Raw genomic sequence first — 17,227 nt, forward strand, 5'->3', positions numbered from 1 at the left:
CAGGTTCCGGGCCGGCTGTGGCGGATGCGCCGGATGCGGTTGGTGATGCGGGGAAACGGGGGCTGCCAGGCCCCGAAATCAGGGCCTGGCAGCGGGGTTTGCCTATTGCTTGGGCGCGGCTTCGAGGCGGGCGATCTCGGAGGCGATCTCGTCGGCGTAGGCCGGCGGGTTGACCGCGTCTGCCAGCAATGCCTGGGTCTTGCGGAACTGTTCCAGCGCCTCGGCGTCCTTGCCGTTGGCCGCGAGGCTGACGGCGTAGTGATACTGCACCGTCGGGTCCTCGGTCAGGCCCTTGGCGGCGCCTTCGAGGTAGGGCAGCGCCTCGGCGGTGTTGCCCATGCGGTGGGCGATCCAGCCGTAGGTGTCCTGCAGGGCCGGCACATCGGTGTCGCGCAGGCGGCGGGCCACTTCGTAGGCGCGCTTCAGGCTCTCTTCGTCGGTGCGATAGTCGGCCAGCAGGCTTGCCAGGTTGTTCGCGACAATCGCCGAAGAGGTGTTCTTGGCGTAGAGCGCCTCGTAGGTCGCGATCGCGCCTTCGATATCGCCGTCGCGCTGCTGTTGCTCGGCCTTGGCGAGCAGCAGCGTCGGCGCTTCGGGCGCGGCCTGGAGGGCCTCGTCGAGGATGGCTTTCGCGCTTTCCGGGGTGCCGGTTGCGAGTTCGACGCGGTAGAGGGTCAGCCAGACGCGGTCGCTTTTCGGCTGTTCCTCGAGCAACTTGCGGTAGATCGCCACGCCCTCGTCCTTGCGGTCGAGGATGATCAGCGTGCCGGCGCGCACGAAGCGAAGCGCTGGGTCGTCGGGGGTCTCGGCGAGCAGGCCATCGACATAGGCAAGCGCCGCTTCGGGGCCTTCCGATTGCAGCTTGTTGCGGAAGATCGCGTTCTGAGCGCCGCGCGCGACGTCGGAATCGTCGGCGAGGTTTTCGAGGAGCGCGTTCAGCTCTTCGCCGCGTTGTTGACCGGCCAGCGTCTGGGCTTCGAGCCCGGCGGCAATGGCCTTGGCCGAGGGCGTGTCGAGCTGTTTGAGCCGGTTGATGACGGTCGCGGCCTGGGGCCAGTTCTCCATCCCGGCGTAGAGGCGGCCAAGCGCGGCGAGAAGGTCCTCGTTGGCGTTGCTGCGGCGCAGGGCGTCGATCAGAACCTGTTCCGCGGGGATCTTCTGGTCGCGGGCGATCAAGGCCTGGGCATAGCGCAGCGATTCCGCCGGGGCGTTGTTCGAGACCTCGACAGCCTGCGACAGCATCTGTTCGGAAAGATCGCGGTTGCCCTGGCGCTGATAGGCCTCGGCCAGCAGGGTCAGGATCAGCGGGTCGCGCGGCGCGCGGGCGAGCATGTCGCGCAGAAGCACGATGGCGTCGTCGGTCTTGTCGTCCTGGATCAGCCAGCTGGCCTTGAGCTTGCCGGCGCCGATTTGGCCTGCGTCCTCGCTGAGGACGCGCTCCACAAGCTGGCGCGCGCCCACCGCATTGCCTTCGCGGAACAGAAGCTGGGCCAGTTCGGTTTCGAGGTCGCGTACGCCGGCGCTGCGTTCGGCGGTCGAGGAGATCTTCTCCAGCCGGGCGATTGCGGCATCGGTTTCGCCCTCGTCATACATCAGCCGGGCCAGGGAAGACTCGAAGGGGAGCGGATTGAGGCGGCCGGCAGCGATGACACGTTCGAGTTCGGCGCGGGCCTGGTCGCGGCCGCGATACTGGTAGAGGAAGGCGATATAGCGGCGGGTCGGCTCGACCTCGGTCGACGCCTCGGCGTCGGCCTTCAAGAGCTTCTCGGCGCCGTCGATGTCTTCCAGACTGACATAGAGGGCGATGAGGCTTTCGCGGATCTGCTCGTTCGCGGGGAAGCGTTCGACCATCTCCTCGAGCTGGGCGCGCACGGCGCCGTTGTCTCCCAGCTGGCCGAGCACGCCGAGGCGGGCCTGGAGAAGGGGCATGTCGTCGGGAGTGATCGCGAGCGCCTTGTCGATCTCGGCCAGCGCGTCGTTCCATTCCTGATTGCGCAGCAGATCGTCGATGATGATCCGCAGGGGATTGATCAGATCGGGTGCCTTCTGGTTCAGCTCGCGTGCCCGGATCAATTGGGCCTTGCGTGCATCCTCGTTGCGGTCGCGCGCGGCGTCGTTATAGCGCAGCGTGTTGTCGAAGGCCTGTGCCGTCAGGCTGTCTGGCTGCAGTTCCAGCAGCTTGCCGGCGTAGCGGTTCGCGCTTTCCCAGTCGCCGCCATCCAGCGCGATCCCGGTCAGGGCGGTGAGCGCCTCGATATCCTCGGGCGCCTGTTCGGCCACCTTGCGATACTCGGCGAAGGCCTGCCGCCTGTTGCCGCGATCGAATTGCAGCTTGGCGAGCGCCCTGTGCGCGTCGAGATGGTTCGGGTTCAGCTTGAAAACGTTGCGGAACTCGACAAGGGCACGATCGAAGTCGCCCTTTTCGACCAGTTCCATGGCGGACTGGAAGTGCTTGTTGGCGCGATCTTCGGAAGAGTCGCAGGCCGACACGGTCATCATGGCGGCAAGGACGGTGGCAATGGCAATGGTCCGGGCGCGCCGGTTGCTTCTAGCGGTCGTGGTCAATGCATTAATCCCGGCTAGGAAAGATCAGTCAGCTGATTAGCACCCGGTGCCGCGAACGACAACGAGTATGGTGCGCATCAGGATCTTGATGTCGAGCCAGAAGGAAATCGAACGGCTGTATTCGGTGTCGAAACCGGCGCGGGCCGCGAAGGTCGAGGCGTTGCGTTCGGAGACCTGCCAGGAACCGGTCACACCGGGCCGCAGCATGTAATAGGACATCGAGGGATAGAGCGGGGTCTGTTCGATCATCATCGGGCGCGGGCCGACAAGCGACATGTCGCCCAGCAGAACGTTGAACAGCTGCGGAAGCTCGTCGAGCGAGCTGCGGCGCAGGAACTGGCCGATCCGGGTGATGCGCGGGTCGTTGCGCAGCTTCTGGTTCACTTCCCATTCCTGCCGGGCGTCCTGGTTCTTGGCCAGGTAATCCTCGAGCGACGCCTTGGCGTTGGGGATCATGGTACGAAGCTTGTAGATGCGGAAGATCTGGCCAAAGCGACCGACCCGGTTCTGCGAGTAGAACGGGTTGTGGCCGTCCAGCGCGACCAGGGCTGCCATCAGCAGGATGACCGGCAGAACAACCGGCAAGCTTGCGAGAACAAGCGTGATATCCAAAATTCTTTTTCCCGCCGTCTCGTAAACCGAGGGGACGTAGACCGCCTGGCCCAGAACCTTGGTGAACGGGCTAACGACGGGCGCAGCGTCACGGTGGTCCAGATCATTAACCTGAAATGTCATATCTCTCACTAACTACTAAATTGTGACGCGAGTTTGATCGGTTCCAACACAACGCCCGAACACTGGACACGGTTCCGTCAAATTTAGGCCACAATCGCTACATCGACCCGAGGAAGGTGTCGCAAAAAACCCCGTTTGGCAACTGATTCGAGGCAAATGGCACCTGAGTTGGAGATAGTAAAGCTTTGAAAAAGTTATTGTTGCGTACTCTTGCATAAATGTTGGTCGCGCTGATGGCTGCCGCCGGTAAGACACAGTTTTCGGCGTTTGCAACCCTGAAGCGATGTTCCGTTGCGCCATGCCACCGTTTTTGTTGATTTTCCTGCGCGTTGCCCCAGTCTGGAAGTTGCTGCGCCGGACCGATAGCGGTAGCGGTGTGGCAGTGGTTGCGCCGCGACCACAGGTTGAGAAGTACGCTTGGGGCACACAATTGTGCCAACATTGCTTTGTAGTGAAAAACGCGGTTAGTGAGGAAGCCATCGGTGCCGGTTCTGTTGGATGCAAGTTTACAAGCCTGGAAGCAAGCCCATGATCTTGGTGCGTCCAACCAAGCGGATGAGGTTGTCCCGGTCGCGGCTGCGGAGCGGTTCGAGCCCAGGAGCGACGAGGCGGACCCCGGAGCGGATTCGGAAGTGAACGAATTTTACCTGCACTTCTTCGGGCTGACGCAGCGGCCCTTCACGCTGCTGCCGGACCCGGAGTTTCTCTATTGGTCGAACCAGCACCGGCGCGGTTATGCCGTGCTGGAATACGGCATCATGTCCCGCGCGCCGATCACGGTGCTGACCGGCGAGATCGGGGCCGGCAAGACGACGCTGTTGCAGAAGCTGCTGAGCCAGGTCGAGGACGGCGTGACCGTGGGCCTGATCTCGAACGCCCAGGGCAACCGCGGCGAGATCCTGCAATGGGTGCTGAACGCGCTCGACGTCCCGTTCGACCCCGGCGCCAGCTATGTGCAGAACTTCCAGAAACTGCAGGATTTCCTGATCTCGGAATATGCGCAGAACCGGCGGGTGATCCTGGTGTTCGACGAGGCGCAGAACGTCTCGACCGAGGGCCTGGAAGAGCTGCGGATGCTGACCAACATCAACTCGAACAAGGACGAGCTGATCCAGCTGATCCTGGTCGGCCAGCCCGAACTGCGCGACCTGATCCGCGACCCGAAGATGAACCAGCTGGCGCAGCGCGTCGCGGCGAGTTTCCACCTGAACCGCATGGACCTGGACGGCACGCGTGCCTATATCCGCCACAGGATGAAGACCGCGGGCGGAACCGGCGAGGAATTCACCAGCGATGCGGCTGAAGTGATCTTCAAGGCGACCGGCGGGGTGCCGCGCCTGATCAACCAGCTTTGCGACCTGGGGCTGCTCTACAGCTGGACCGACGACAGCCCGCGCGTCACCCGTGACAATATCCAGTCCGTGCTGAACGATGGCACGTTCTTCTGGAACGACAACCGGAAGGAAGAGGTCAAGACCTGATGGCCGACCTGCGTTTCTATCTCAGCCTGTTCATCCGGCGGCTGCCCTATTTCCTGCTGATCGCCGCGACGATCTCGGCGATTTCGATCATTGTCGCGGTGTCGCTGCCGCCGGCCTATGAATCGCGCACCCGGATCATCGTCGAGGCCTCGCAGATCCCCAACCAGCTGGCGCCGAGCATGGTGCAGATGGGCGGCAACGAGCGGTTGCAGATCATCGAGCAGCGCCTGCTGACGCGGCCCAACCTGCTGGACATCGCGCGCCGGCTGAACGTGCTCGACAACCAGTCCAAGCTGTCGCCGGACGAGATCGTCAACGCGATGCAGGCGCGCACGCGGATCAAGCGGACCGCCGGGCGCGATGCGGCGACGCTGATGGAGATCAGCTTCGAGGCGCGCACGCCGCAGCTGGCCGCCGCGGTGCTGAACGAATACCTGAGCCTGATCCAGCAGAGCGACATCGACCTGCGCAAGGTGCGGGCGGGCCAGACGCTCGACTTCTTCCAGACCGAGGTCACCCGCCTGAGCAAGGAGCTGCAGGAGCAGGGCGCGCGGATCCTGGCGTTCAAGAACAGCAATATAGATTCGCTGCCGGACAGCCTGGAGTTCCGCCAGGACCAGCGGGCGGCCATGCAAGACCGGCTCGAGGAGACCGAGCGCGAGATCTTCCGGCTCCGGTCGCAGCGGCAGCAGCTGCTGACGATCTTCAAGGAAGGCGCGGCGGCGGGAACCGCAGCGATTCCGAAGACCGAAGCGGAAACCCAGCTGGCGGCGGCGAAATCCGAGCTGTCCTCGGCACTGCTGCTCTATTCGGAGAGCAACCCCAAGGTACGGCTGCTGCAGTCGCGGGTGGCGCAGTTGCAGGGCACGGTGGATGCCGAGAAGGCTTCGTTGGAGGCGACGGATGGGGGCGCGGAAACCAGCAACCCGGCGCTCAACCTGCAACTGGCGGAAATCGACACGCGTGTCGCCACGCTGGACAGCCAACTGGAAGGCCTGACGACGCGGATCGAGGCGCTGACCAAGACGATCGATGCGACTCCGGCCAATGCGATCCAGCTGGAAGAGCTGCAGCGGGTCTATGCGAACCTCGAGAGCCAGAACAACGAGGCGGTGCAGCGGCTGGCGCAGGCAACCACCGGCGAGCGGATCGAGATCCTGTCGCGCGGCGAGCGCATCTCGGTCATCGAACAGCCGGCAGTTCCGAGCATCCCGACCAAGCCGAACCGGATCAAGATTGCCGGTGCCGGGACCTTCCTGGGGATCGGGCTTGGCCTCGGTCTGGTGTTCCTGCTGGAATTCCTGAACCGCGCGCCGCGCCGTCCCGAGGACATCATCAAGAAGCTCGAGGTCTGGCCGATGGCGGCGATCCCCTACACCCGGACGCGGCGCGAGATGGTGCTGCAGCGGTCGGTCAAGCTGGCGATCATCCTGCTGATCCTGGTCGGGGGGCCAATCACGGTCTGGGCCATTCACCAGTTCTATCTGCCGCTCGACCTGCTGGCGGACAAGGTCATGAACAAGCTGGGCGTCCGCATGTAATGCGGCGCATCGGGTAGCTATCGAAGGGAAGGGTTCCTCATGGACCGGCTTCAACAAGCGATCAGCAAGGCGCGGCGCGAGCGCAGCGAAACGGTGGCCCGCGAGGTGCAGACCCCGGTTGCCGCTGCGATCAGTGCTGCGCGGCAGGCGAGCGCCGAAGCGGGGGCGCAACCGGCCGCGCCCGCCCCGGCTCCGGAACGGGTGGCCGAACCGGCGGGTGATCTGAACAGCCTCTGGTCGGCTTTCCAGCCGCTGCAGATCACCGCCAAGTCGGTGCAGCGGAACCGCCTGATGGCCTTCTCGACCGGCGAACACGCGATTCCCTATGACATGCTGCGCACCCGCATCCTGCAGGTGGCGCGCAAGAACAACTGGAAGCGGATTGCCATCGTCTCGCCCGAGAGCGCGGTGGGCAAGACGACGATCACCGGAAACCTCGCCTTCAGCTTCAGCCGGATGCGCGACCGCCGCACGATGGTGCTGGATTTCGACATGCGCCGGATGGGCCTGGGCGAGCTGCTGGGGGTCAAGCCGAAGCACAACATGGCGGATGTCCTCAAGCGGCGCGTCTCCTTTGCCGATCATGGCATGGGTTACGACGACAACGTGGTCTTCGGGCTGAACCGCGAGCGGACGCCGAACGCAGCGGAACTGCTGCAGGACCCGGAATGCAGCGAGGTGCTGGACGAGATCGAGGAGATCTACCATCCGGATATCATGCTGTTTGACACCGCTCCGCTGATGGCGAGCGACGACAGCCACGGCTTCCTTCAGCTGGTCGATTGTGCGCTGCTGGTGGTCGCCGCCGAGCGTACCCCGATGGAACGGATCGACGTTGCGGAACGGCAGCTGGCCGAGCTGACCAACGTGATGGGGATCGTATTGAACCGCTGCCGCTATACCGGCGGCGCGCATGGCTACGAGAACGACTACTACTGAGCCTGTCGGCGGCGTGGGAGCGCCGCCATCACCGCGGCCCCGGCGATGAACCCGCCGAGGTGCGCCTCCCAGGCGAGGGCGCGGTCCTGCATCAGCCACATGATCGCGTTCAGCGCGCTCAGCAGCGCGATGTCTCGCAGCGCGACGAGAGCGCGGTCACGGGGCTTCGCGATCAGCCGCCATTCCATCCACCTCCAGGCACCGGCCAGTCCGAAGATCGCGCCCGAGGCGCCGACCATCGGGTTCAGCGCGGTGCCGAGCAGCGCGAAGCCGAGCGCGCCGCCGATGGCCGAGACCACGTAGACCAGCAGGAAACGCCAGCCGCCCAGTTCGCCGGCGGTGAGGCGCATCAGGAACAGCAGCGAGAGCATGTTGCCCACCAGGTGCCAGAGCCCGGCGTGCAGGAAGGAATAGGTGACGAACATCAGCTCGGGCTGGCCGGCATAGTTCGGCCGCCAGTTGTCAAGCAGGCCGGCCCAGAAGGCGCCGTTCTGGTAGGCGGTCAGGCGCAGGCGGGTGTTCGCGATCAGGCCGAGGTCGGCGGCGGAGAGCGTCAGCTCGATCAGCGCGGGAAGCAGCACGAATGCTGCCAGCGCCGGCAGTTGTCTGCGCCAGAAGCCCCTGTCCGCCGGATGTCCTGGCCAGTCGTTCATAGCCGCAGGGTTGACGGTTTTGCGGGCAAAGGACAAGCGGCAAGATTTGCGCGCGGGCTGCGCGGGTCTCTGGTAAGTCGGCGCGTGCTGGTCTAGGCAGCGGCCTGCAAGACGGAGGCTTTTCATGTTCGCTGCCATTCTTCTGACCGATCCCGCTGCGCCCGCGCTCGATACCGCGTTGGTGGAGTCGCTGCGCAATGCCTGGGGCGGCGGCGCGGCCCGATGGCTGGCGGCGGGCGAGGCGGCGGAGTTCGTGATGCCCGAGACGCCGGGCAACCTGTGGGAGGTCTGGGCCGACCTGCAGGGCATGAAGACCGACCTGGTGGTCGTTCCCGAGGCCGGGCGGCGCAAGCGGATGCTGCTGGCGGACATGGATTCGACGATGATCCGGCAGGAATGCATCGACGAGCTGGCCGAGGAGGCCGGGGTCGGCGAATACGTCAAGGCGATCACCGCGCGGGCGATGAACGGCGAGCTGGATTTCGAGGGTGCGCTGACCGAGCGGGTCGGGCTGCTGAAGGGCCTGCCGGAGAGCGTCATCGCCAAGGTTCTGGCCGAGCGGATCACGCTGATGCCGGGCGGGCCGGAGCTGGTGGCGACGATGCGCGGCAATGGCGGCCATGCGGCGCTGGTGTCGGGCGGGTTCACCGCCTTCACGCGGGTGATCGCGGGCAAGCTGGGCTTTGACGAGAACCGCGCCAACACCCTGCTGGCCGAGGGTGGCGTGCTGACGGGCGACGTGGCGCGGCCGATCCTGGGCAAGCAGGCCAAGGTCGAGGCGCTGGAGCAAATCTCGGCGCGGCTCGGGATTTCCGAGGCAGATGTGATCGCGGTGGGCGACGGGGCCAATGACCTCGGGATGCTGCACCGCGCCGGCATGGGCGTGGCCCTGCACGCCAAGCCGGTCGTGGCGGCGGAATGCGATGTGCGGATCAACTTCGGCGACCTGACGGCGCTTCTCTACGTGCAGGGTTATTCCAGGGACGAGTTCAAGGCGTCGTAAATTAACTCTTGAGTTAATTAATGGTTCGGTCAATAATGGCGGCATGACCGAGCTGACCCGCACCTTTGCCGCCCTTTCCGATCCGACCCGCCTGAGCATGGTGGAGCGGCTGATCGACCAGGGCGAACTGCCTGCCGGCGACCTTGTCGCCGAGTTTCCCATCTCTGCCCCGGCGATCTCGCGGCACCTCAAGGTGCTGCGCGAGGCCGGGCTGATCTCGCAACGTGTCGCGGGCACGCATCGTTTCTACGCGGTTCGACCCGAGGCGATGAAGGCCATCGCCGATTGGACGCTGGAACGGCGCGCCTTCTGGGGTGGCAGCCTGGACCGGCTGGATGCGCTGCTGGCGCTGGACCCCGAGGGAGAGGACTGAGCCATGAAGGACACCCACGACGCGGAATTCGTGCGCGATTACAACGTCAGCGTCGACCGGCTGTGGAAGGCGGTCACGCGCCCCGAGGAACTGGTGCAGTGGTTCGGCCCCGAAGGGGTGCGGATCGAATCCTGCGAGATGGATTTCACCCGGACCGGGCCATGGGTCTGCACTATGCGCGGGCTGGAGAGCGGCAATCGTTTCAAGGTTTCCGGCCAGGTGACTTCGGTGCGCCCGCCGCAGCAGGGGGACGAGGGCTCGGTCGGGTTCACTTGGGGCTGGCATGACGACGAGGAGGTGCGCGGGGCCGAGAGCCACGTGACCTTCACCGTGGCCGCGACCGACACCGGGGCGCGATTTACTCTCAGCCACCGCGACCTGCCGACGCTGGAGGCGGCGCAGGGCCATACCCGCGGCTGGCTGGCAACCCTGCCCAAGCTGGAGCGCTATCTCGGGCAGTGAGACTTTCCCAACCTGGAGGATCAAGAAATGCCGAAGTTCCTGTTTGTCTATCACGGCGGCAAGCGTCCCGAAACGCAGGCGGATATCGACAAGGCGATGGCGGCCTGGGGGAAGTGGATGACCGACAACGGCCCGGCGCTGGTGGATGCCGGCAACCCGGTGGGCATGTCGAAGACGGTCAGCGCCAGCGGGATTGCCGACGATGGCGGGGCCAACCCTGCCTCGGGCTATACCATCGTCGAGGCGGCGGATATCGCCGCCGCCTGCAGGATGGCGCAGTCCAATCCGATGGTGATGGACGGCTCGGGATCGGTCGAGATCGCGCCGATCATGGAGATGTGAGCGGCTCGCCTCAGAGCGGGCGGATGAAGTCGGCGACCGGGCGGATGACGCCCGCGTCGAGGCCCCGGCGGCTGCGGATCGGCACGTTGCAATAGCTACGCGCCACCGGGTTCTCGGCCTCGATCAGGCCAAGCATGATGAGCAGCGCGGTCATCGTGCATTCGCTGGCGCGGGTGGTGCCGTCGGTGATCTTGAGCGCGACGCCCAGGCCCAGTTCCGGCAGGATGCCGGTGAAGACGCCCTCGGCCCCGGTCTTGACCGCCGCGCGGCCGGGCATGGCGCGCATCAGCGCGGTGCAGGCGCGCCCCTCTCCGGCGACCAATTCGGGGTGTTTCATCATCGCCTGCACCAACCGCGCACCAGCGGCGCTGCCCTGGTCGGAACGCTGGCCGGCGGTGGCGAACCAGGCCATGGCGCGGCCGAGGCCCAGCAGCGTGGTGGCGAAGTTCGGGGCGGAGCAGCCGTCGATGCCATAGCCGGGGCTGTCTTCGCCGGTGACTTCCTCGAAGGCGGCCAGCGCCGCCTGCTGCACCGGGTGGTCGACCTCGGTATATTCGGGATCGCCGCCCATATACTGGTTGAGCGTCAGGAAGCCCGAGTGTTTGCCCGAGCAATTGTTGTGGATCTGGCAGGGCTTTTCATGGGCCAGGATCAGCCCCTCGTGCGCCTCGGTGTCGGCGGGGTCCTGCGGGCCACAGCGCAGGTCGGCCTCGGTGAGGCCCAACTGGTCGAGCCATTTGGTGACGCGGGTGGTGTGGATCGCCGCGCCGTTGTGCGAGGCGCAGGCCAGGGCCAGCTGCTCGGTTGTCAGGCCGTATCGGTCGGCTGCGCCGGAGGTCAGAAGCGGCAGCGCCTGGATCATCTTGCAGGAGGATCGGGGGTAGATCACCGCCTGCGGATCGCCCCAAGAGGCGACGATCTGGCCCTTTGCGTCGCAGATTACCGCATGGCCCGAATGGGCGCTTTCCAGCAGCGCGCCGCGCCAGACTTCGACCAGGGGTACCGCTTTGCCCATCATCACCCTCATTTCTGGGCGAAATCCTGCCAATCGCCCTTTCGCCCATGGCGGAAGTTAAGATAGTGTGGTCACGTCGGCAAGCGACAGGCAGCGCCGCAAAGACGGTATGCGAAACACCGCTGGCGCGCCAGAAATTGAGGTTACGGACAGTCTGGAGGCTGGACAGATGGGATCGATACGAGCACGCGTTCTCGCGGGTCTTTTCTTGGCCGGTTGGGCGGCCGCCGCCGGGGCGCAAAGCCAGAGTGACAACAAGGTTGCGGCGCAGACCGACTGGAGCGTCTTCGTCGAGAGCAGTCCCAAGGAATGCTGGACGGTGTCGGCGCCCAAAGAGACCGTGAACACGCGCGACGGGCGGGTGGTTGCGGTCAAGCGCAGCGACGTTCTTCTGATGGTGTTCTTCCGCCCCGAAGGTGGGGTCAAAGGGCAGGTCTCGTTCACCGGTGGTTATCCCTTCGCCAAGGGATCGACCGTGAACATGGACATCTCGGGCACCCAGTTCGAGCTGATCACCGATGGCGAATGGGCCTGGCCGCGCCCCGAGGATGACTCGAAGGTCACCGACGCGATGAAGCGGGGGTCGTCCGCGACGCTGACCGCACGCTCGTCGCGCGGCACGCAGACCAAGGACACCTTCTCGTTGCTGGGCTTCACCGCCGCGCTGGACGACGCCGAGAAGCGCTGCGCCAAGTAATCCGGGCGAGGGCCTGGTTGCGACGCTGCGGCGGATCATCCCGGCCGCGCAGGATTGCTTTGAACTGGGGCGCAAATGCGCCTATATGGTCGTTCTGCGCTGCCCACGGATTTGTCTCATGCCTGCTTCGGCCCCGATCACCCAGGATGTCGTCACCATTCCCCGCGTTCTGCCCGAGGGAAAGATCAACCTTGTGGGGCTGACCCGCGAGGCGATGCGCGCCGCGCTGATCGAGGCGGGGACGCCCGAGAAGCAGGCGAAGATGCGGGTCGGCCAGATCTGGCAGTGGCTGTATCAATGGGGTGTGCGCGACTTCGGGGCGATGACCAACCTCGCCAAGGGCTATCGCGCCGAGCTGGCCGAGAAATTCGCCATCGAGCTGCCCGAGATCGTGACCAAGCAGGTCAGCAACGACGGCACACGCAAGTATCTGGTCCGGATCGCCGGGGGGCACGAGGTCGAGACGGTCTATATCCCGGAAGAGGATCGCGGCACGCTCTGCGTGTCGAGCCAAGTCGGCTGCACGCTGACCTGTTCCTTCTGCCACACCGGCACGCAGAAGCTGGTGCGCAACCTGACCGCGGCCGAGATCATCGGCCAGGTCATGCTGGTGCGGGACGACCTGGGCGAATGGCCGGTGCCGGGCGCGCCGAAGGACGAGACGCGGCTGCTGTCGAACATCGTGCTGATGGGCATGGGCGAGCCGCTCTACAACTTCGAGAACGTGCGCGACGCGATGAAGATCGCCATGGACGCCGAGGGCATCCAGCTGTCGCGCCGGCGGATCACGCTGTCGACCTCGGGCGTGGTGCCCGAGATCGCGCGCACGGCGGATGAGATCGGCTGCCAGCTGGCTGTGTCCTTCCACGCCACCACGGACGAGACCCGCGACAAGTTGGTTCCGATCAACAAGCGGTGGAACATCGACGCGCTGATGAGCGCGCTGAAGGCCTATCCGAAGGCGTCGAACTCGGAGCGCATCACCTTTGAATACGTGATGCTGAAGGATGTGAACGACACCGACGAGGATGCCCGGCGGCTGGTGCAGCTGATCGAGGATTACGGGATTCCGGCCAAGATCAACCTGATCCCGTTCAACGAATGGCCCGGCGCGCCCTATCAGCGGTCGTCGAACAACCGCATCCGGGCTTTCGCCGATATCGTCTACAAGGCGGGCTATGCCTCGCCGATCCGGACGCCGCGCGGCGAGGATATCATGGCGGCCTGCGGGCAGCTCAAGTCGGCGACCGAGCGCGCCCGCAAGAGCAAGCGGCAGATCGAGGCCGAAGCGGGCCTGTGAGTCGGCGCAACCTGCTGATCGGCGGTGCCCTGGCGCTGGCCTGGGTGATTGGTGCGCCAAGGCTGATCCGGCTGACGCAGGACGAGTTTCCCTTCGAGGACATGCCGGGGCTGCCGGGGTTCCGCAGCCTTGGCTTCGGCGGTGGCGGGGCGAATATCGCGCTGCTGGGCATCGGCGAGGGTGAAGCGCCGGGGCCGAACCCGCTGGGAAGCAACCCCTGCGCGGCGATCTTCGGCGACGGTGACGACCGGCTGCCGGTGGCGGTGTTCACCGATTACTTCTGCCCCTATTGCCCCGAGGTGAGCGAACTGGTGCGCCGGCTTGACCGCGCGGGCGAGGTGCGGGCGGTCTGGCGGGAATGGCCGGTGCTGGGGCCGCGGTCCGAGGCGATGGCGCGGGTGGCGCTGGCGGCGGCAGCGCAGGGGGCGCATGACGCGGCCCATGCCTACCTCATGCGCAACGCGCTTCGGCCCGGCCCGGCGGCGCTGGCCGAATTTGCCGAACGGTTCGGGCTGGATGCCGGGCTGCTGGCGCGGGATGCGCAGAGCGGCGAGGTGCAGGCGCGGATCGAGGCGACACGGGCACTGGCGAAACGGCTGGGGCTGCCCGGCACGCCGGGCCTGGCCATCGGGCGTACCCTGACGGCAGGGCGGATGCCCGAGGCGCGGCTGCGCCGGCTGATCGAGCTGGAACGCGAACGGCCGGCCTGCACGGCCTGATCGGCAAATTCTGGCGGGAATGTGTCCTGCGTCGCAGATCCAGCAACAGTGCGATGCCATCCTACGGATTATCAGCCCCGAAAATACCTATATCGGGAACCATTTCAGCCCAGATGGGTGACGAATGTCGGGGGTATTGGAATAGGTAAGTCAGGACATCGAATATGGAACATGCGACTTTTACCGACCGGCCTGTCGAAGGCCCGCTGCTGAAGCTGCTGGTCGAGGAACGCCAGAAGGCCCTGTCGGCACGTGAATGGAAATTCCGCCTTGCCGGCCATGGCTATGCCATCAAGGAAGACGGGCCGCGCCAGGTGGTGACGTGGCTGACCAACGGCTCGGAACTGGGTGTGCTGCCGGTCAGCTTTCACTGACCGGCTGACGGTTCAGCTGAAATCCCACCCGTCGGGAAGGGCGATCCAGTTGGTCTGTGCCGACTTGAAGTTGGTCAGCCCGTCGAGCATCAGGCCGTAGTCGGCGATGCCGTCGCCGGTGGCGTCGATGGTGACGAGACCGTTGTTCATGCGGATCTCCATCACTCCCTCGGTGCCGGAGAAGGCCCGCTTGCCGATGTAGCGGATCTCGTCCACCTCGTTGTAGAGCAGCGGCGTGAGTTCCGTGAGGTCGAGCTTGTCTCCCTGGCGGGCGTTGAAGTCGGTCACGGTTGTCGGGCTGGTCTTGTCCCAGTTCAGGCTGCTGGCCTGGAACATGTCCGCGCCCTTGCCGCCGGTCCAGACGTTGGTGCCCTGGCTGTCGGCGTAGAACCTGTCATTGCCGGCCTGGCCGAAGAGGCGGTCGTCGTTGCCGTTGCCAAAGAGCTGGTCGTTGCCGCCGCCGCCATAGATCCGGTCGTTGCCGTTATAACCGTCGATGTAGTCATGGCCGCCGCCGCCGCGGATGACATCATTCCCGAGCGAGGCGTTGATCTTGTCATTGCCGGCCCCTAGGTTGATGACGTCGTCGCCAACCGATCCGTTGATGATGTCGGCGGTATTGGTCAGGCTGCCGCGCAGGCCCGTCGATGTGAGTTCGTTCCAGATAAGCCCGGAACCGGCGACATTGACCACGCGCGAGATATCGACGCCCGAATTGATCTGCACCACGCCCATCACCTCGCCGTCGCGCAGGAACTGCACGCGCTCGATTGTGCCGCTCCAGGTGCCCCCGGCCCGGGAGAAATCGCCGATGAACTTGTAGCCGAACACTGCCTCGAAGTCGGGCTGGTTGTGGATCTGGTAACTGATGTCGGTGCTGACGGTGATGGCCTTCACGGACTTGCGAACGGGCATCGCGTCGGCCCAGTCCTGCGCGTCGAAGCTGTAATAGCCTTGCGTGGCGAAGGAGAAGACGTCGGCGTAATACAGCGGTTCGGGGACAAGCGACTTGATAACGGATTTTGCCATTCGGAATGCTCTCTCAAAGATTTGGCCAGAGCAGCGAAATCATGCTGCTCCGCAAGGGGTACCGGCCCGGAATCGTTGCCGCAAGTCCGCGCTTGAGTGCCGTTACGTCAACGTCCCGGAATATGGTCGCGCGGGTCCGTCGATTCCCAGTTCTCGATGATGGAAACGGCCTCTTCGGCGGTCTCGACATAGCGGAACAGGTCGAGATCCTGGTCCGAGATGGTGCCGGCCTCGGCCAGGGCCTTCCAGTTGATGACCTGTTCCCAGAACTCCCGCCCGAAGAGCAGGTAGGGGACGCGGCCCATGCGGCCGGTCTGGATGAGCGTCAGGCTCTCGAACATCTCGTCGAGCGTGCCGAAGCCGCCGGGGAAGACGCAGACCGCCTTGGCGCGCATCAGGAAGTGCATCTTGCGGATGGCGAAGTAGTGGAAGTTGAAGCAGAGGTTCGGCGTCACGTAGGCGTTGGGCGCCTGTTCGTGCGGCAGCACGATGTTGAGCCCGATCGAGACGCCGCCGGCATCATGCGCGCCGCGGTTGCCGGCCTCCATCACGCCGGGTCCGCCGCCGGTCATCACCACATGCTCGCGGCAACCGGTGACGATGGATTTCTCGGTCATCAGCCGAGCGAACTTGCGTGCCTCGTCATAGTATTTCGACAGCTCGCCCAGGGTCTTGGTGCGGGCGGTATCCCGCTTCGCCGGTTCCGGGATGCGCGCGCCGCCGAAGAGCACGACGGTGCTTTCGATCTGGCGCTCGTCCAGCATCATCTGCGGTTTCAGCAGTTCGAGCTGCAGGCGGACCGGGCGCAGCTCGTCGCGCAGCAGGAATTCCTCGTCGGCGAAGGCCAGGCGATACGAGGGCGCGCGGGTCTGCGGCGTGTCGGGGACATGGCGGGCCGTGTCCTTGTCGCGCTGGGCGTCACGGAAGGGGCTCGAACGATCTTCTTTCATGCGGAGGGATTCCTCGGTTGCGCGTGCTATCCATCGATATAGGGTTCGGCGGTGCAAGACCAGTTGAGGGACCCAGATGACCGATTGGAAAGCCGAGATCGAGGCCGCGGCCGCGCGCATCGCGCCGCATGTGGTGAAAACGCCGGTTGTCACGGTGCAGGGCTTCGGGCTGGGCTATCCGGTCGAGATGAAGCTGGAGCAGCTGCAGCACACCGGGACGTTCAAGGCGCGCGGGGCCTTCAACACGCTGCTGGCTTCGGATGTGCCGGCGGCGGGCGTGGTCGCGGCGAGCGGCGGCAACCACGGGGCGGCGGCGGCCTATGCGGCGCATCAGCTGGGGCATCCGGCGCATATCTTCGTGCCCGAGATGGCGGGGCCGTCGAAGATTGCGCTGATCCGCGGCACCGGGGCCGAGCTGACGGTGGTGCCGGGGCAATATGCCAATGCGCTGGAACTGGCGCAGGCGCATGAGGCGCAGACCGGGGCGATGCAGATTCATGCCTATGACGCGGTGCCGACGGTGGCCGGGCAGGGCACGCTGATGCGCGAATGGGAGGCGCAGGGCCTTCAGGCCGATACCGTGCTGATCGCCGTGGGCGGCGGCGGGCTGATTGCCGGGGCGATGGCCTGGCTGGGCGGCGCGCGCAGGGTGGTGGCGGTCGAGCCGGTGACCTCGCGCGCGCTGAACGCGGCGCTAGAGGCGGGCGCGCCGGTGGATGTCGAGGTGGCCGGTGTCGCCGCCAACGCGCTGGGCGCCAAGCGGATCGGGCGCATCTGCTTCGACCTGGCGCAGTCGACCGGCGCGACCTCGGTGCTGGTGAGCGACGAGGCGATCACCGCCGCGCAGGCGGCGCTCTGGCGCGAGCGGCGGCTGCTGGTCGAACCGGCCGGGGCCACGGCGCTGGCGGCGCTGATGTCGGGCGCCTATGTGCCCGCGCCGGGTGAAAGGGTCGCCGTGCTGGTCTGCGGCGCCAATATCGCGCCGGACCCGCTGGGTTAGCGGCGATTGCGCAGAACCGCTTTGCTGGATATAGCGGCGGACGACCAAC

Annotated in this window: 18 protein-coding genes; 12 read left to right on the forward strand and 6 right to left on the reverse strand. The window is 65.5% G+C overall.

Features of this window, described 5'->3' with window-relative positions; all coding sequences use genetic code 11:
• Positions 1-102: 102 nt before the first annotated feature.
• Both IE266_RS02835 and IE266_RS02840 read right to left on the reverse strand, forming a co-directional pair.
• Positions 103-2,565 carry a tetratricopeptide repeat protein gene (locus IE266_RS02835; RefSeq protein ID WP_189678516.1) on the reverse strand — a complete coding sequence of 821 codons (2,463 nt, stop codon included), beginning with the start codon at positions 2,563-2,565 and terminating at the stop codon, positions 103-105.
• A gap of 36 nt (positions 2,566-2,601) precedes the next feature.
• Entirely contained in the window at positions 2,602-3,300 is a 699-nt protein-coding gene (locus IE266_RS02840) for a sugar transferase (RefSeq protein WP_189678517.1), read from the reverse strand.
• Between the two features lie 632 nt (positions 3,301-3,932).
• Between IE266_RS02840 and IE266_RS02845 the strand changes: the two genes are divergently transcribed.
• The 3 genes from IE266_RS02845 to IE266_RS02855 are packed head-to-tail and all read left to right on the forward strand — an operon-like array spanning position 3,933 to position 7,261.
• Entirely contained in the window at positions 3,933-4,781 is an 849-nt protein-coding gene (locus IE266_RS02845; RefSeq protein ID WP_189678518.1) for an ExeA family protein, read from the forward strand.
• The gene (locus IE266_RS02850) at positions 4,781-6,322 is read left to right on the forward strand and encodes a GumC family protein (protein WP_189678519.1); all 1,542 of its coding nucleotides are present in this window, start codon (positions 4,781-4,783) and stop codon (positions 6,320-6,322) included. The genes IE266_RS02845 and IE266_RS02850 overlap by 1 nt, the downstream gene beginning before the upstream one ends.
• A 39-nt stretch (positions 6,323-6,361) precedes the next feature.
• Entirely contained in the window at positions 6,362-7,261 is a 900-nt protein-coding gene (locus IE266_RS02855) for a CpsD/CapB family tyrosine-protein kinase (protein WP_189678520.1), read from the forward strand.
• Here IE266_RS02855 and IE266_RS02860 read toward each other — a convergent pair.
• A complete protein-coding gene (locus tag IE266_RS02860) occupies positions 7,255-7,914 on the reverse strand; it encodes a rhomboid family intramembrane serine protease (protein WP_189678521.1) in 660 nt (219 codons plus the stop codon). The two genes, IE266_RS02855 and IE266_RS02860, sit on opposite strands and share 7 nt — an antisense overlap.
• A gap of 124 nt (positions 7,915-8,038) precedes the next feature.
• Between IE266_RS02860 and serB the strand changes: the two genes are divergently transcribed.
• The 4 genes from serB to IE266_RS02880 are packed head-to-tail and all read left to right on the forward strand — an operon-like array spanning position 8,039 to position 10,094.
• Positions 8,039-8,917 carry a phosphoserine phosphatase SerB gene (gene serB / locus IE266_RS02865; RefSeq protein WP_189678522.1) on the forward strand — a complete coding sequence of 293 codons (879 nt, stop codon included), beginning with the start codon at positions 8,039-8,041 and terminating at the stop codon, positions 8,915-8,917.
• Positions 8,918-8,960: 43 nt separating this feature from the next.
• Positions 8,961-9,290, forward strand: a complete 330-nt coding sequence (locus IE266_RS02870) for an ArsR/SmtB family transcription factor (protein WP_189678523.1) — start codon at positions 8,961-8,963, stop codon at positions 9,288-9,290.
• 3 nt (positions 9,291-9,293) lie between these two features.
• Positions 9,294-9,752, forward strand: a complete 459-nt coding sequence (locus IE266_RS02875) for an SRPBCC family protein (RefSeq protein ID WP_189678524.1) — start codon at positions 9,294-9,296, stop codon at positions 9,750-9,752.
• A gap of 27 nt (positions 9,753-9,779) precedes the next feature.
• A complete protein-coding gene (locus IE266_RS02880; protein WP_189678525.1) occupies positions 9,780-10,094 on the forward strand; it encodes a YciI family protein in 315 nt (104 codons plus the stop codon).
• Positions 10,095-10,104: 10 nt separating this feature from the next.
• Here IE266_RS02880 and IE266_RS02885 read toward each other — a convergent pair whose 3' ends face one another.
• Positions 10,105-11,112, reverse strand: coding sequence for an asparaginase (locus tag IE266_RS02885; RefSeq protein WP_373310493.1), 1,008 nt, complete (start codon positions 11,110-11,112; stop codon positions 10,105-10,107).
• A gap of 166 nt (positions 11,113-11,278) precedes the next feature.
• On the opposite strand from IE266_RS02885, the gene IE266_RS02890 reads away from it, so the two are divergent.
• From IE266_RS02890 to IE266_RS02905, 4 genes are all read left to right on the forward strand, one after another.
• A complete protein-coding gene (locus tag IE266_RS02890; protein WP_189678527.1) occupies positions 11,279-11,806 on the forward strand; it encodes an invasion associated locus B family protein in 528 nt (175 codons plus the stop codon).
• 118 nt (positions 11,807-11,924) lie between these two features.
• Positions 11,925-13,106: a dual-specificity RNA methyltransferase RlmN gene (gene rlmN / locus IE266_RS02895; RefSeq protein WP_189678528.1), complete on the forward strand. Its 1,182-nt coding sequence runs from the start codon at positions 11,925-11,927 to the stop codon at positions 13,104-13,106.
• Positions 13,103-13,825, forward strand: coding sequence for a DsbA family protein (locus IE266_RS02900; RefSeq protein ID WP_189678529.1), 723 nt, complete (start codon positions 13,103-13,105; stop codon positions 13,823-13,825). The genes rlmN and IE266_RS02900 overlap by 4 nt, the downstream gene beginning before the upstream one ends.
• 164 nt (positions 13,826-13,989) lie before the next feature.
• Positions 13,990-14,199 carry a hypothetical protein gene (locus IE266_RS02905; protein ID WP_189678530.1) on the forward strand — a complete coding sequence of 70 codons (210 nt, stop codon included), beginning with the start codon at positions 13,990-13,992 and terminating at the stop codon, positions 14,197-14,199.
• A gap of 12 nt (positions 14,200-14,211) precedes the next feature.
• On the opposite strand, the gene IE266_RS02910 is transcribed toward IE266_RS02905, so the two are convergent.
• Positions 14,212-15,228 carry a calcium-binding protein gene (locus IE266_RS02910; RefSeq protein ID WP_189678531.1) on the reverse strand — a complete coding sequence of 339 codons (1,017 nt, stop codon included), beginning with the start codon at positions 15,226-15,228 and terminating at the stop codon, positions 14,212-14,214.
• Positions 15,229-15,335: 107 nt separating this feature from the next.
• Positions 15,336-16,178: an LOG family protein gene (locus tag IE266_RS02915; RefSeq protein WP_189678532.1), complete on the reverse strand. Its 843-nt coding sequence runs from the start codon at positions 16,176-16,178 to the stop codon at positions 15,336-15,338.
• Between the two features lie 76 nt (positions 16,179-16,254).
• Between IE266_RS02915 and IE266_RS02920 the strand changes: the two genes are divergently transcribed.
• A complete protein-coding gene (locus tag IE266_RS02920) occupies positions 16,255-17,178 on the forward strand; it encodes a threonine/serine dehydratase (RefSeq protein WP_189678533.1) in 924 nt (307 codons plus the stop codon).
• Positions 17,179-17,227 lie beyond the last annotated feature (49 nt).

Origin of the sequence: Seohaeicola zhoushanensis (genome assembly GCF_014656415.1) — a bacterium.
GTDB classification, from domain to species: Bacteria; Pseudomonadota; Alphaproteobacteria; order Rhodobacterales; family Rhodobacteraceae; genus Seohaeicola_A; species Seohaeicola_A zhoushanensis.

Excerpts from the sequence above, each read along its gene's own strand:
- IE266_RS02840 (WP_189678517.1), bottom strand. The coding sequence starts at position 3,300 with ATGACATTTCAGGTTAATGATCTGGACCACCGTGACGCTGCGCCCGTC.
- IE266_RS02850 (WP_189678519.1), top strand. The coding sequence starts at position 4,781 with ATGGCCGACCTGCGTTTCTATCTCAGCCTGTTCATCCGGCGGCTGCCC.
- IE266_RS02855 (WP_189678520.1), top strand. The coding sequence starts at position 6,362 with ATGGACCGGCTTCAACAAGCGATCAGCAAGGCGCGGCGCGAGCGCAGC.
- IE266_RS02860 (WP_189678521.1), bottom strand. The coding sequence starts at position 7,914 with ATGAACGACTGGCCAGGACATCCGGCGGACAGGGGCTTCTGGCGCAGA.
- serB (WP_189678522.1), top strand. The coding sequence starts at position 8,039 with ATGTTCGCTGCCATTCTTCTGACCGATCCCGCTGCGCCCGCGCTCGAT.
- IE266_RS02870 (WP_189678523.1), top strand. The coding sequence starts at position 8,961 with ATGACCGAGCTGACCCGCACCTTTGCCGCCCTTTCCGATCCGACCCGC.
- IE266_RS02875 (WP_189678524.1), top strand. The coding sequence starts at position 9,294 with ATGAAGGACACCCACGACGCGGAATTCGTGCGCGATTACAACGTCAGC.
- IE266_RS02880 (WP_189678525.1), top strand. The coding sequence starts at position 9,780 with ATGCCGAAGTTCCTGTTTGTCTATCACGGCGGCAAGCGTCCCGAAACG.
- IE266_RS02885 (WP_373310493.1), bottom strand. The coding sequence starts at position 11,112 with ATGATGGGCAAAGCGGTACCCCTGGTCGAAGTCTGGCGCGGCGCGCTG.
- IE266_RS02890 (WP_189678527.1), top strand. The coding sequence starts at position 11,279 with ATGGGATCGATACGAGCACGCGTTCTCGCGGGTCTTTTCTTGGCCGGT.
- rlmN (WP_189678528.1), top strand. The coding sequence starts at position 11,925 with ATGCCTGCTTCGGCCCCGATCACCCAGGATGTCGTCACCATTCCCCGC.
- IE266_RS02905 (WP_189678530.1), top strand. The coding sequence starts at position 13,990 with ATGGAACATGCGACTTTTACCGACCGGCCTGTCGAAGGCCCGCTGCTG.
- IE266_RS02910 (WP_189678531.1), bottom strand. The coding sequence starts at position 15,228 with ATGGCAAAATCCGTTATCAAGTCGCTTGTCCCCGAACCGCTGTATTAC.
- IE266_RS02915 (WP_189678532.1), bottom strand. The coding sequence starts at position 16,178 with ATGAAAGAAGATCGTTCGAGCCCCTTCCGTGACGCCCAGCGCGACAAG.
- IE266_RS02920 (WP_189678533.1), top strand. The coding sequence starts at position 16,255 with ATGACCGATTGGAAAGCCGAGATCGAGGCCGCGGCCGCGCGCATCGCG.